14 protein-coding genes and 1 pseudogene are annotated in these 12,191 nt (G+C 64.6%); 10 read left to right on the top strand and 5 right to left on the bottom strand.

The genetic code is table 11. From position 1 onward, the window contains the following. The first annotated feature begins 7 nt into the window (after nucleotides 1-7). Complete coding sequence (locus A6A04_RS19015) at nucleotides 8-373, top strand: hypothetical protein (RefSeq protein WP_068495590.1); 366 nt, start codon at nucleotides 8-10, stop codon at nucleotides 371-373. Nucleotides 374-380: 7 nt separating this feature from the next. Here the strand turns inward: A6A04_RS19015 and A6A04_RS19010 are convergent, their stop codons facing one another. Beyond that, nucleotides 381-965, bottom strand: a complete 585-nt coding sequence (locus tag A6A04_RS19010; protein ID WP_068495589.1) for a UbiX family flavin prenyltransferase — start codon at nucleotides 963-965, stop codon at nucleotides 381-383. Between the two features lie 149 nt (nucleotides 966-1,114). On the opposite strand from A6A04_RS19010, the gene A6A04_RS22005 reads away from it, so the two are divergent. Beyond that, nucleotides 1,115-1,288 carry a YdcH family protein gene (locus A6A04_RS22005; RefSeq protein ID WP_082915069.1) on the top strand — a complete coding sequence of 58 codons (174 nt, stop codon included), beginning with the start codon at nucleotides 1,115-1,117 and terminating at the stop codon, nucleotides 1,286-1,288. Between the two features lie 323 nt (nucleotides 1,289-1,611). Then, nucleotides 1,612-3,529, top strand: a pseudogene (locus tag A6A04_RS19005) (propionyl-CoA synthetase). Nucleotides 3,530-3,610: 81 nt separating this feature from the next. Here A6A04_RS19005 and A6A04_RS19000 read toward each other — a convergent pair. Next, nucleotides 3,611-3,811: a hypothetical protein gene (locus A6A04_RS19000; RefSeq protein WP_068495588.1), complete on the bottom strand. Its 201-nt coding sequence runs from the start codon at nucleotides 3,809-3,811 to the stop codon at nucleotides 3,611-3,613. 385 nt (nucleotides 3,812-4,196) lie between these two features. On the opposite strand from A6A04_RS19000, the gene A6A04_RS18995 reads away from it, so the two are divergent. The 4 genes from A6A04_RS18995 to A6A04_RS18980 all read left to right on the top strand — a co-directional run bounded on the left by A6A04_RS18995 (nucleotide 4,197) and on the right by A6A04_RS18980 (nucleotide 7,590). Continuing rightward, nucleotides 4,197-4,829 carry a LysE family translocator gene (locus tag A6A04_RS18995; protein WP_068495587.1) on the top strand — a complete coding sequence of 211 codons (633 nt, stop codon included), beginning with the start codon at nucleotides 4,197-4,199 and terminating at the stop codon, nucleotides 4,827-4,829. After that, entirely contained in the window at nucleotides 4,826-6,289 is a 1,464-nt protein-coding gene (locus A6A04_RS18990) for a sensor histidine kinase (RefSeq protein ID WP_068495586.1), read from the top strand. The genes A6A04_RS18995 and A6A04_RS18990 overlap by 4 nt, the downstream gene beginning before the upstream one ends. After that, nucleotides 6,290-6,913 (top strand): response regulator transcription factor, encoded by a 624-nt coding sequence (locus tag A6A04_RS18985; protein ID WP_068495585.1) that lies wholly within the window; start codon nucleotides 6,290-6,292, stop codon nucleotides 6,911-6,913. A 233-nt stretch (nucleotides 6,914-7,146) separates the two neighbouring features. Beyond that, entirely contained in the window at nucleotides 7,147-7,590 is a 444-nt protein-coding gene (locus A6A04_RS18980) for a helix-turn-helix domain-containing protein (protein WP_082915068.1), read from the top strand. Between the two features lie 10 nt (nucleotides 7,591-7,600). Here A6A04_RS18980 and A6A04_RS18975 read toward each other — a convergent pair whose 3' ends face one another. Genes A6A04_RS18975 through A6A04_RS18965 form a run of 3 tightly spaced genes read right to left on the bottom strand, consistent with a single transcriptional unit; the run spans nucleotide 7,601 to nucleotide 10,004 of the window. After that, nucleotides 7,601-8,641, bottom strand: coding sequence for a CobW family GTP-binding protein (locus tag A6A04_RS18975; protein WP_068495584.1), 1,041 nt, complete (start codon nucleotides 8,639-8,641; stop codon nucleotides 7,601-7,603). Continuing rightward, nucleotides 8,638-9,036, bottom strand: coding sequence for a phosphoribosyl-AMP cyclohydrolase (hisI, locus tag A6A04_RS18970; protein WP_068495583.1), 399 nt, complete (start codon nucleotides 9,034-9,036; stop codon nucleotides 8,638-8,640). Before hisI ends, A6A04_RS18975 begins: the two co-directional genes overlap by 4 nt. Before the next feature lie 44 nt (nucleotides 9,037-9,080). Next, complete coding sequence (locus A6A04_RS18965) at nucleotides 9,081-10,004, bottom strand: zinc ABC transporter substrate-binding protein (protein WP_068495582.1); 924 nt, start codon at nucleotides 10,002-10,004, stop codon at nucleotides 9,081-9,083. Between the two features lie 68 nt (nucleotides 10,005-10,072). On the opposite strand from A6A04_RS18965, the gene A6A04_RS18960 reads away from it, so the two are divergent. The 3 genes from A6A04_RS18960 to A6A04_RS18950 are packed head-to-tail and all read left to right on the top strand — an operon-like array spanning nucleotide 10,073 to nucleotide 12,118. Then, the gene (locus A6A04_RS18960) at nucleotides 10,073-10,555 is read left to right on the top strand and encodes a Fur family transcriptional regulator (RefSeq protein WP_068495581.1); all 483 of its coding nucleotides are present in this window, start codon (nucleotides 10,073-10,075) and stop codon (nucleotides 10,553-10,555) included. Then, nucleotides 10,552-11,337, top strand: a complete 786-nt coding sequence (locus A6A04_RS18955) for an ATP-binding cassette domain-containing protein (protein WP_068495580.1) — start codon at nucleotides 10,552-10,554, stop codon at nucleotides 11,335-11,337. Before A6A04_RS18960 ends, A6A04_RS18955 begins: the two co-directional genes overlap by 4 nt. Next, the gene (locus A6A04_RS18950) at nucleotides 11,330-12,118 is read left to right on the top strand and encodes an iron chelate uptake ABC transporter family permease subunit (RefSeq protein WP_068495683.1); all 789 of its coding nucleotides are present in this window, start codon (nucleotides 11,330-11,332) and stop codon (nucleotides 12,116-12,118) included. Before A6A04_RS18955 ends, A6A04_RS18950 begins: the two co-directional genes overlap by 8 nt. The last annotated feature ends 73 nt before the right edge of the window (nucleotides 12,119-12,191 follow it).

The following is a 12,191-nucleotide window of genomic DNA, read 5'->3' as shown; positions in this document are numbered from 1 at the left end:
TGGGGTCATGAGTGAGGGGCGTATCGCCTTCGTGGAAGGCTATCAGCTTTCCTTCCATCGCCAACAGGCGGAAAGCCCGCCGCGCAAGGTGCAGAACCGCTGGGTGCTGCAGGATTGGGTCTGCCAGGTGGATTACGGCGGCGAGTGGATGACCTTCATCCTGCACGAATTCAACGACGGCATGTTCGAGCCCGCCTCGGTCCAAGGCGTGTTCACCGATTTCGCCGGAGCGGCGGCGGTGGAAGTCACCACCAGTTGGCTGATGCATCGCCTGGAGGAAAAGGACGCCCGCAACCGAAGCCAGCGCACGCTCTATCTCAGCGGCATGGCGCTGGTGGCCGCCCTGGGACTGGCGGTGGTGGCGTTCAGGTAGGTCGGACTCAATCGCCCGGCTGGGGTTCGCCCCAGCGGCGGATGGTGCCGCAATCGAGCCCGAACAGGTCGAGCATGCGCCCCGCCGTGTGCTCCACCATGTCGTCCAGGCTTTGCGGCCGGGCGTAGAAGGCGGGGACCGGTGGCGCGATCACCGCGCCCATCTCCGAAAGCTGCAGCATGCTGCGCAGATGGCCGGTGTGCAGCGGTGTCTCGCGCACCATCAGCACCAGACGGCGGCGCTCCTTCAAGGTGACGTCGGCGGCCCGGGTCAGCAGTGAGGTGGTGACCCCGGTGGCGATTTCGCTCATGGAGCGGATCGAGCACGGCGCGACAATCATTCCCAGGCCACGGAACGAGCCGGAAGCCGGGGCGGCGGCGATATCCTCGGGCCGATGCCAATGATTGGCCATGGCCCGGACCCCGGCCAGTTTCAGGCTGCTTTCATGGGCCAGGGTGATCTCGGCGGCATGGCTCATGATCAGGTGAGATTCAATTCCTAATCTCCGGAGCATCTCCAGGACTCTGATGCCATAGATCACACCGGATGCGCCGCTGATTCCTACGATGAGGCGGTCTGGAGGGGTGGCCAAGGTCGGTTGTCCTGCATGGTGGCGCCGCCCGGGCGGGCGCGACAGAAAAGCTTAGCCCCAGTCGGGGGGCAAGGGCAATTTCCCTGCTGACAAGTCGGTCGCCCGAGGAATAAGCTTTTCTGGTCACCCATCCAAGAGGGAGGACCCTGATGAGCCTTCATGACCGTATTGAGTCCTTGAAAGCCAAACACGCGGATCTCGAATCGGCGATCGAATCGCAAATCCGCAGCACCAGCCCCGACACCGCCCGCATCAACGACCTGAAACGCAAGAAATTGCGGATCAAGGACGAACTGACGCGCATCAGTACCGTCCCTCATTAAGCCAGGCCTTTTGACGGCGAAGGACCCGGTCGCCCGCTATCTGCGTGCAAGAGCCGTTGTTAAGCACGGCTCCACCGGGTCCGTTGTCTCATCACGCTATCCATGCTTGCTCCCTACCCGCTGGGGGAGAGGGAGACCTGTTACCGACTTCGCTGAAGCGGTGCCGTGGGGCGCGAAATCGCTCGCTTCCTGCCCGGTCAAACGACCTTTGCAAAATTTGCTGAGTTGCGGCATTCTCCCCACTCACTCGGAGGGGCGGCCGGATGCCATGGCGTCCGCAACGCTTCCCAAGGGGAAGACAAAAGCAGAGGAATCCGTCCGTCATGACCAACGCATACCAGCAAGCCTATGAGACGTCGCTGAAAGATCCCGAGGGATTCTGGGGGGAGGCCGCGCAGGCTATCCACTGGTACAAGTCCTGGGACAAGGTCCTCGACGACAGCAAGAAGCCCTTCTATCGCTGGTTCGTGGGGGCGGAGACCAACACCTGTTACAATGCCGTCGACCGGCATGTGAAGGATGGACGCGGGCCTCAGGCCGCCATCATCTATGACAGCCCGGTCACCAATACCGCGCGCACCATCAGCTATGACGAACTGCTGGACCAGGTGTCGCGGCTGGCGGGCGCCATGGCGGCGCTGGGCGTGACCAAGGGCGACCGCGTCCTGCTCTACATGCCCATGATCCCGGAAGCCGTGGTCGGCATGCTGGCCGTCGCCCGCCTGGGCGCCATCCATTCCGTGGTGTTCGGCGGTTTCGCCCCGTCCGAACTGGCGGTGCGCATCAATGACGCCCAGCCCAAGCTGATCCTGTCGGCGTCGTGCGGCATCGAAGGCTCCAAGGTGCTGCCCTACAAGCCCATGCTGGACGAGGCCATCGCCATGTCCGAGCATAAGCCCTCGCACACCATCATGTACCAGCGTCCCCAGGCCAAGGCCGAGATGACGGCGCCGCGCGACCTGGACTGGGTCGAGGCCGCCGCCAAGGCCCAGCCCGCCGACTGCGTGCCGGTCAAGGCCACCGATCCGCTCTACATCCTCTACACCTCTGGCACCACCGGCCAGCCCAAGGGCGTGGTCCGCGACAATGGCGGCCACATGGTGGCGCTGATGTGGTCCATGAAATACGTCTACAACATCAAGCCGGGCGAGGTGTTCTGGGCCGCGTCCGACGTGGGTTGGGTGGTCGGCCATTCCTATATCTGCTACGGCCCGCTGCTGAACGGTTCCACCACCGGTGGTCTACGAGGGCAAGCCGGTGGGCACCCCCGACGCCGGTGCCTTCTGGCGCATGATCAGCCAGTACAAGATCACCTCGCTGTTCACCGCGCCGACGGCCTTCCGCGCCATCAAGCGCGAAGATCCCAATGCCGAGCTGCTGAAGAAGTATGACCTGGCCGGGTTCCGCGCCCTGTTCCTGGCGGGCGAGCGCTCGGACCCCGACACCATCAACTGGGCGGTCAATCACCTGAAGGTGCCGGTGGTGGATCACTGGTGGCAGACCGAAACCGGCTGGGCCATCGCCGCCAACTGCCTGGGCCTGCATGAATTCCCCATCAAGCCGGGTTCGCCCACCAAGCCGGTGCCCGGCTGGGGCCTGGAAGTGCTGGACGAAGGGCATCAGCCCTGCGAGGCCGGCAAGGTCGGCTCGCTGGTGGTCCGCCTGCCGCTGCCCCCCGGTGCCTTGCTGACCCTGTGGAACGCCGACCAGCGCTGCATCGACAGCTACTATTCGGAATTCCCCGGCTGCTACAAGACCGCCGATGCCGGCATGATCGACGAGGACGGCTATGCCTATGTCATGAGCCGTACCGACGACATCATCAATGTCGCCGGTCACCGCCTGTCCACCGGCGGCATGGAAGAAGTGCTGGCCAGCCATCCCGATGTGGCGGAATGCGCCGTGATCGGCGTGGCCGACCAGTTGAAGGGCCAGTTGCCGCTGGGCTTCATCTGCCTGAAGGCTGGCGTCACCAAGCCCGACGAGCAGGTCATCGCCGAGGTGGTCAAGCTGGTGCGCGAGAAGATCGGCCCGGTGGCCGCCTTCAAGACCTGCACCGTGGTCAAGCGTCTGCCCAAGACCCGGTCGGGCAAGATTCTGCGTGGCACCATGCAGAAGATCGCCGACAACCAGGACTTTAAGATGCCCGCCACCATCGATGATCCCTCCATCCTGGAGGAGATTGAGGTGTCGCTGGAAGGTGTCGGCTACGCCAAGGCCCGCAAGGAATCGGCCGAATAATCTGGTCGACTTGGTCAAGGACGGAACGGCCCCCGGATCACTCCGGGGGCCGTTTGCATTAGGGCGGGTCAGGGGACGGGGCTATGTCGGCTGCGCCAGCAGGGCGGCGATGGCAGCCAGACGCCGGTCGCAGTCATCGCGGTCGTGGCAGAGCGAGCGCTGGGCGCATTCCAGGGCCACCGCGGCGGTCTGGCGGGCGACTTCCGGGTCGGAGCCTCGGCCGACCCATTTCAGGGCCAGCTCCAGACCGGCAAGGCAGGTAGGGAGAGGTTGCGACGCCATTCACCATGCTCGAACGCTATCACATCGACTCAGGCTAGCGTGGTTGCCGATAGGGGCGCAACTAAAAAAGTGCAAGCGCATATTGTGTACACGCGCAAATAATATATGGGGAGGTCGGTATTATTCAACCTCGGGTGTCGCAGAGACTAGGGGCGAAAAAAACCGCCCACAGGGTGGGCGGTATGGAGGCTGCTTAGAGAGGGAGGCTGATCTCGGGGAGATCAACATCTGGAATAAGACTAACAAGCACTATATGGGTGGTCAATCACCAAATTGACGCGGTGCAAAATTTCGCCCGACATGGTGAGGGGGGCTGCCCCCTAAACCGGTACATCGGGCGGAAACGCTCTGCTATGATCCGCCCGCGATTGGCGAGGAAGTGGCGATGGCCCTGGAGTTCTGGCAGGCAATAGGGTTTCTGGGGGCGGCGGTGCTGGTGACGCTGTCGCCGGGGCCCGACAATCTGATGATCCTGGGGCTGGGGATGTCGCGAGGGCGGCGCCAAGGCATGGCCTTCGGTTTTGGCTGTGCCCTTGGCTGCCTCAGTCACACTGTCTTGGCGGCGCTGGGGATCAGTGCCCTGATCGCCGCTTCCGCCTGGGCCTTCCTGGCACTGAAGATCATGGGTGGGATGTATTTGTTGTGGCTCGGCATTCAGGCGCTCCGGTCATCGGGACGCATTCGCGTCGATGGGATGTCGGAGGCTTCGCCCGAACGCCTGTTGCCCCTGTTCGCCAAGGGTCTGGTGGCCAATGCGGTCAATCCCAAGGTGGTGCTGTTCTTCCTGGCCTTCCTGCCCCAGTTCGTGGTGGAGGGGACGCTGTCGGCCGGCTGGCAGATCGGCGCCCTGGGGCTGTTGTTCTCCGCCCAGGCGGTGCTGCTGTTCGGTCTGATCGGCTACGGTTCCGGCTGGATCGGGCAGCGACTGGTTCGGGCTCCCCGGGCGGGACTCTGGCTGGATCGGTTGGCGGGCGGGGTGTTCATCGGGCTTGGTGTCAAGTTGATGGCGGCCCCATGACCAGGATCGGAACCATCGGACAGGGGATCGGTTGGCGGCTGTTGCTGGCCATCGTCCTGTTCAGTTCGTTCGTGACCCTGAGTCTGACGGCGCTCCAGCTCTATCTGGATTATCGCAGCGAGATCCAGGATATCCGTGACCGTCTTTCCGAGATCGGGAAAAGCTATCTCGGGGGGTTGGGGGGCAGCCTGTGGAGCCTGGACGAGGAGCAGATCCAGCTTCAGATCGAGGGTATCAAGCATCTGCCGGACATCCAATACGTGGAGGTGCGCGAGGTCGGGCGGCCGCACAAGCGCCAATTGGCAAGATCGGTGGGGGTGAGGGCGACGGAGCAGGTCATCAGCCATGACTTTCCCGTCCATTATGCGCCGAGCCGCGACCGGAACGACCTGCTGACCATCGGGGTGCTGCATGTGGAGGCATCGCTGCTGGGGGTCTATGGCCGCATTGCCGATCGGGCTGCCGCCATCCTGATCAGCCAGGGTGTGAAGACCTTCCTGGTGTCCGCTTTCATCCTGTTCATCGTTCACCGGCTGGTCACCCGCCATCTGGTCTCCATCAGCGCCTTTCTGCGCAACTATCGCCTCGGGGCGCCGGTTCGGCCGGTGGAATTGACGCGGACGCCGCCGAATCCACCGGACGAGCTGGACGACATGACCTCGGCCATTAATTCCATGTCGGCCAGCCTGGCCGACAGCCTGGGCGAACGCGAGGCGGCCCTGCGGCGGTTGCGGCAACAGGAGGCGGCGCTGGACCGGGCGTACCGCCATTTTTCCACCCTGGAGACCGCCGCCAAGCTGGCCCACGAGATCAAGCAGCCGCTGGCCTGTGTCTCGACTTATGTCCAGGGGGTGCAAGCCCAATTGCGGACCGGCTCCCTGGACCAGCAGGAATTGCCCGGCCTGATGGATCGCATCGGGCGTGAAGTGCAGCGGGTCCGCGATATCATCTCGACCAGCCAGTCGCGGGTCGCCGCGTCTGGGGGAGAGAACGAATCCCTGTTCCTGGGCGATGTGCTGCGCGACGTGCTGCCCCTGGTGCGCCAGACCTGCGACGATGCCGTGGTGGCGGCTTGGCTGGATGTGGCCTCCCCGGGGCCGGTGGTGCTTGGGAACCGGACCTCGCTGCAGCAGGTGGTGGTCAATCTGGTGCGCAATGCCTGCGAGGCCATGGCTGATTTGCCCAGGCACCGCCGCCGCCTTCGCCTGTTATTGATCGATGAACCGGGGCCGCGGATATCCTTTACCGTCCAGGACAGCGGCCTGGGATTCCCGCGCGACATCATCCAGACCGGGCATGCCCTGTTCTCGTCTTCGAAGCCGGTGGGCAGTGGCTTTGGACTGCCCATCGCCGCCGCCATCATGGCGGCGCACGGCGGGGGACTGGAAATAGCCAATGACGAAAATGGCGGCGGCCGGGTAACATGCTGGTTGCCGAGGTTGGAGAAAAGGAGGGAATAGGTGCAATACGTGGTTGCGCTTGTTGACGACGACGCCGGCTTCAGGGAGGCTCTGCAATGGCTGCTGAGTTCCTCGGGGTATGACGTCCGTTGTTACGGGGCCCTGGCAACCTTCATCGACGGCCACGATCCCTCCCTGGTGGGCTGTGCCCTGATTGATCTCCGGTTGGGGGAGGAAAGCGGCATTGATGCCCTGAGGAAGGCCCGCCTCAAGGGCCATGACGCGCCTGCGCTGATGATTTCCGCCTATGGCGACATTCCGACCGCGGTCATGGCGGTGCGTTTGGGGGCCCATGGCTTCATCGAGAAGCCCACCGATAACGACAAGCTGCTGGTCGCCGTGGCCGAGGCCTGCGAGCGCCATTCCCAGATTCGTGCCGCCCATGGGGCCGCCACCGATGCCATTACCCGGTATCAAAGGCTGACCGACCGCGAGGCCGATGTCTATTGGTTGCTGGTGGGCGGCGCCGCCACCAAGGAGTTCGCCGCTCGGCTGTGCATCAGTACACGTACGGCGGAAACACATCGAGGGCGGGTATTCGAAAAAATGGAGGCCCGCGGCCTGGATGATTTGGTGCAAAGCTCCTTTCATCTCAAGGGCTTGTTCCGTCCAGACAGCGTCTGAGTCACGGCATCAGGGCACTTATCTTATTTATTGATCAAGAAGGGTGGCGGGCTGGCCTCTTGTATACAGTTGTGTCCGTATTTGTAGAGTAAATAGATCAGGTTCTTTCATTCAGATTAAAGCCTGTCATTGCCGGCATACCCTTGGTCCTTGCGCATGCGTAGTTTCTACGCATCTTCAGGCTCGTTCACGAGTGCTACGATCCGCCCCATCGAAGCCTTGTGGAGGGTTGCATGATCACCGAGCAGTTCACGACGGATGGAACCGATGACCGCCGTGCTCGCCGCGTGGTTTCAACCCCCAATCCGACAGATTTGCATGTGGGTGAGCGGACCCGTCTTCGGCGCCAGGAACTGGGGATGACCCAGACCGAACTGGGCCGGGCGCTGGGACTGACCTTGCAGCAGATTCAGAAATACGAGCGCGGCATCAACCGGGTCAGCAGTTCGCGGCTTTACGATTTGTCGCGGGCGCTTCATGTCTCGGTGTCGTATTTCTTCGAGGGACTGCCGGACGCGCGAACCACCCCGACCGACAGCCGGTTGGATGCGGACAGTGACGGGCAGTCGGATTCCGCCGAGGCCCGCGAGTTGGTCCGGGCCTATTACGGCATCACCGATCCCAATCTGCGCTTCCAGGTGTGGCAGTTGGCCAAGGCCTTGGCCCCATCGGCCTGATAGGCGAAGCCTAGCCGGTCTCGTCCAGGGCCAGCACTCCTTTCAGCAAGTCCTCCACCGCTCGCCGGTCCAGATCGCGGGTGATGAACACGATGCGGGTCCGATGGTCGTCGTCGGGCCAGCAGGGCAGCGGCGTGGGCGGATGGAAGACATGCTGCACCCCATGGATGGCCAGGGGAACATCATGCTCGCGGGCATTGATGATGCCCTTGATGCGCAGCAGATTCTCGCCCTTTGAGGCGATCATCAGTTCCAGGGCGAAACCGAGGGATGTCCAGGACACCGGCTCGGTGGCGGTGAAGACGAAGGCCTGGATATGGGCGTCGTGGCGATTGGGATCGTGGTGGTGGTGGTCGTGTCCCAGCCGGGCGAGGTCATGGGCGCGATAGGCCTCCTCGTTCAGCCAGCGGTCCACGTCGGGAATTTTCGCATCCTTGTTGAACAGTCCGGCGTCCAGGATATCTTCGGGGGCAACCCGTCCCATGGCCACGGCGATGATGGGGGCGGCCGGGTTCAGCATCCGCAGGCGTTCGCATAGCAGTTCCACCTTGGTGGGGTCGGCGATATCGGCCTTGGTCAGGATCAGCCGGTCGGCCACCGCCGCCTGCTTCACCGCTTCGGCCTGGGCGTTCAGGGTGCGCTCGCCATTGACCGCGTCCACGGTGGTGACGATGCCGTCGAGCTTGTAGCGGCTGGCGATCAGCGGATCGGTCATCAGGGTGTGGATAATGGGGGCGGGATCGGCCAGTCCGGTGGTTTCGATCACCACCCTGCCGAACTCCGGCACCTCGCCCTTGACCCGCTTGATGAACAGGTCGCGCATGCCCTCCACCAGATCACCGCGCACGGTGCAGCAGAGGCAGCCCGATTGCAGCAGGACCACATCCTCGGCGACCTCGCGCACCAGCAGATGGTCCAGGCCGACGGCACCGAATTCATTGATCAGGACGGCGGTATCGGACAAACCCGGCTGGGCCAGCAGATGGTTGAGCAGGGTGGTCTTGCCGCTGCCCAGGAAGCCGGTCAGGACGGTGACGGGGATGAGGCTCACTTCTTGTACAGCTCCTCGGGGGAGACCTGGACCATCGCCACCTCGGTCAGGCCGTCGGGGCGGGCGGCGGTGTAAAAGCAGGTGCGGCGGCCGGTGTGACAGGCGACGCCATCCTGGTCGACCTTCAGCAAGATGGTGTCGCCGTCGCAATCGATCAGGAAATCCACCAGCCGCTGCTGCTGGCCCGAGGTCTCGCCCTTGCGCCACAGGCCCTGGCGCGAGCGCGACCAGTAGCAGACCCGACCGGTGGCCAGGGTCTCGGCCACCGCTTCGCGGTTCATCCAGGCCATCATCAATACTTCACCGGTATCGAATTGCTGGGCGATGGCCGGAACCAATCCGTCGGCGTTGAAAGCGAGCTGTTGCAGGGTGGCGGCGGGGTCGACGGCGGACATGGGGGCTACCTCGTGATTCTGTTGCCCCTGATATAGTGCATCCCTCAGCGGCCGGAAAGGCAATCGGCGATCGCATTGCCCAAGCCGGTCATCAGGGCCACATAGGCGTCGGGGCCTGGCTCGATCCGGGTTCCCTCGGGGTCAAGCTCGCCGATACGGACCCCGGCGGCGTCAGCCAGGGTCTTGGCAGCCTCGGCCCCGTATCCTGGCTCGCGGAAGACACAGGCGGCATTGGCGGTTTTCAGGCGATCGCGCAGGCTGGCCAGCCGCTTGGCGCTCAAGGGGCGCTCGGGATCGACGGTCATGGCTCCCGCCGGGGACAGGCCGTAACGCTTCTCGAAATACTGCTGGGCGTCGTGGAACACCACATAGGGCTTCGAGGCCACCGGGATCAGGCGCGCGGCCAATTCGGAATCCAGCCGTGTCAGGCGGGAGCGGGTCTCGGCGGCATTGGCGTCGTACAGGGCGGCATGGGCGGGGTCCAGACTCTTCAGCCGGATGGCGACGGCATCCACCAGCCGGGCGGCATTGTCGGGATCGAGCCAGACATGGCTGTCGGTTTCGTCATGGTCGTCATGGTGGTGATGCTTGGGCTTGGCATGGCCGTGGGCCTCCCACACGCCGCCCTCGCGGCTGTCCAGTACCAGCATGCCGGGCAAGTCGCGCATGGAAATGCGGTTCCTGACCTTGGCCAAGGGCTTGGCTAGCCAGGTCTCGAAGTCCTTGCCGACCCAGACCACCAGGTCAGCCTGTTCCAGTGCTCGCAGATCCGACGGCTTCATGGCGTAGCCATGGGGGGAATTGACCCCAGCCACGATCAGGCCGGGCTCGGCCACCCCCTTCATGACCGAGGCCACCAGACCGTGCAGCGGCTTGATGCTGACCAGAACCCGCGGCGAGGGCTCGGCCATGGCCGGGGTGGCGGCCATCAGGGCCATCAGGGCGGCGGTGATCAGGCTCTTTCGCATTGGGCGGCTCCATGCGATGATGGGGACTTGTCGATATGTTATAATATAACAGTCCGGACTTGCCAAGCATGAGCTTTCCCCTTGCCCAGCACGACCATGGCGCCTGCATCCGCGCCGCGCTCGACGCGGCCGAGGCCGAATGCCGCCGCCAGGGCGCGCGGCTGACCCTTATCCGCCGCCGGGTCCTGGAACTGGTGTGGAGCAGCCACCAGCCGGTAGGGGCCTATGCCCTGTTGGAAAGCCTGGCCCGGGAAGGCTGGTCGGCGGCGCCGCCGACGGTTTACCGGGCGCTGGACTTTCTGCTGCGTCATGGATTGGTTCATCGCATCGCCCTGCTGAACGCTTTTGTCGGCTGCACCCATCCCGGCCAGCCCCATGCCGGGGCATTCCTGTTGTGTAAGGTCTGTGGTGCCGCCGCCGAACTGGATGACGCGCCGGTGGTCAAGGCCATCGCCGAGGCGGCGGCGGGCCTGGGATTCTCGGTGTCTCGCCAGACCATCGAGGTTGAAGGCGTCTGCCCTGGCTGCCGGGACAAGGACCCGGCACCATGAGTTCCGCGGCACTGGTGACGTTGCGCGGAGTCTCGGTGGCCTATGGCGGCCATGTGGTTCTCGATGCCGTCGACCTGACGGTGGAGCGGGGACGGATCGTGACGGTGGTGGGCCCCAACGGGGCGGGCAAGTCGACCTTGCTCAAGGTGGCCCTGGGCTTGATCCTGCCTGATGCCGGAATGGTGGAGCGCCCGGCGGCCTGCATCGGCTATGTGCCGCAGCGGCTTCAGGTGGAACGCATCCTGCCCCTGTCGGTCCGGCGGTTCCTGGCCATGGGGGTGGGGCAGGGGGGCATGAACTCCGTGCTGGAGGCTGGGCTGGAGCGCGTCGGGGCCGGGCATGTGCTCGGCAGGCAGGTCGCCGATCTGTCGGGCGGTGAGCTGCAGCGGGTGTTGCTGGCCCGCGCCTTGCTGCGCAAGCCGGACCTGCTGGTTCTGGACGAGCCGGTGGGCGGCGTCGACATGGCGGGGCAGGCGGAACTCTATGACCTGATCGCCGGGGTTGCCCGCGACGAAGGCGTGGGGGTGTTGATGGTGTCGCATGATCTGCATGTGGTGATGGCCGCCACCGACGAGGTGGTATGTCTCAACCGCCATGTCTGCTGTGCCGGCCATCCCGAGACGGTCAGCCGCCACCCCGAATATCTGGCGCTGTTCGGGCCCCGGGTGGCGGGCAGCCTGGCCATCTATACCCATGCCCATGACCATGGCCATTCCGCCGACGGCTCCATCCTGCCCCTGGATGGCGGGCATCGCCACGGCCCGGAGTGCCGCCATGGATGAATTCCTGATCCGTGCCCTCGCGGCCGGGCTCGGGCTTGCCGCCGTCGCCGGGCCGCTGGGCTGTTTCGTGGTCTGGCGCCGCATGGCCTATTTCGGCGATGCCCTGGCCCACTCGGCCTTGCTGGGCATCGTGGCCGGATTGCTGCTCGGAATCGTGCCCCTGTTGGGGGTGATTGCGGTCTGCGTCGCCGTGGCCCTGATCCTGGCGGCCCAGGGCAAGGATGGGTCCATCGCCTCGGATAGCCTGTTGGGAATTCTCGCCCATGGCGCCCTGGCGCTGGGGCTGGTGCTGCTGTCCACCCTGGACAAGGTGCGGCTCGACCTGATGGGCTGGCTGTTCGGGGATATCCTGGCGGTGGACTGGCCCGACGTGGGACTGGTCTGGGCGGGAGGCCTGGCTGTCCTGGCGCTGTTGGCCCGCCACTGGCGCTGTCTGGTGGCCATCGCGGTGGATGAGGATTTGGCCCGGGTGGATGGTCACGACGTCAGGCGCGGGCGTCTGGTGCTGATGCTGATGGTCGCCCTTTCGGTGGCGGCGGCCATCAAGGTGGTCGGTGTCATGCTGGTCACCGCCATGTTGGTGATTCCCGCCGCCGCCGCCCGGGGAGCGGCCCGCACCCCCGAGCAGATGGCCCTGGGCGCCGCCCTGATCGGGGGGCTTGCGGTGGCGGGCGGACTTGCCATCAGCTGGCAATGGGACACCCCTTCGGGCCCCAGCATCGTCACCGTGGCCGCCGCCTTGTTCGGAGTGTCGAGAATAATGAGCGCAAGTTGTCGCTAATCCAGCCGAGCGACCGGCGGCGACTTGCCGAAGGCCTTCGGCAGTGCCAATATCCATTCAAGTTTATTGGGCT

The sequence above is a fragment of the Paramagnetospirillum marisnigri genome (genome assembly GCF_001650715.1).
In the GTDB taxonomy this organism is placed as follows: Bacteria; Pseudomonadota; Alphaproteobacteria; order Rhodospirillales; family Magnetospirillaceae; genus Phaeospirillum; species Phaeospirillum marisnigri.
This window is presented reverse-complemented; position numbering and strand designations above follow the sequence as displayed.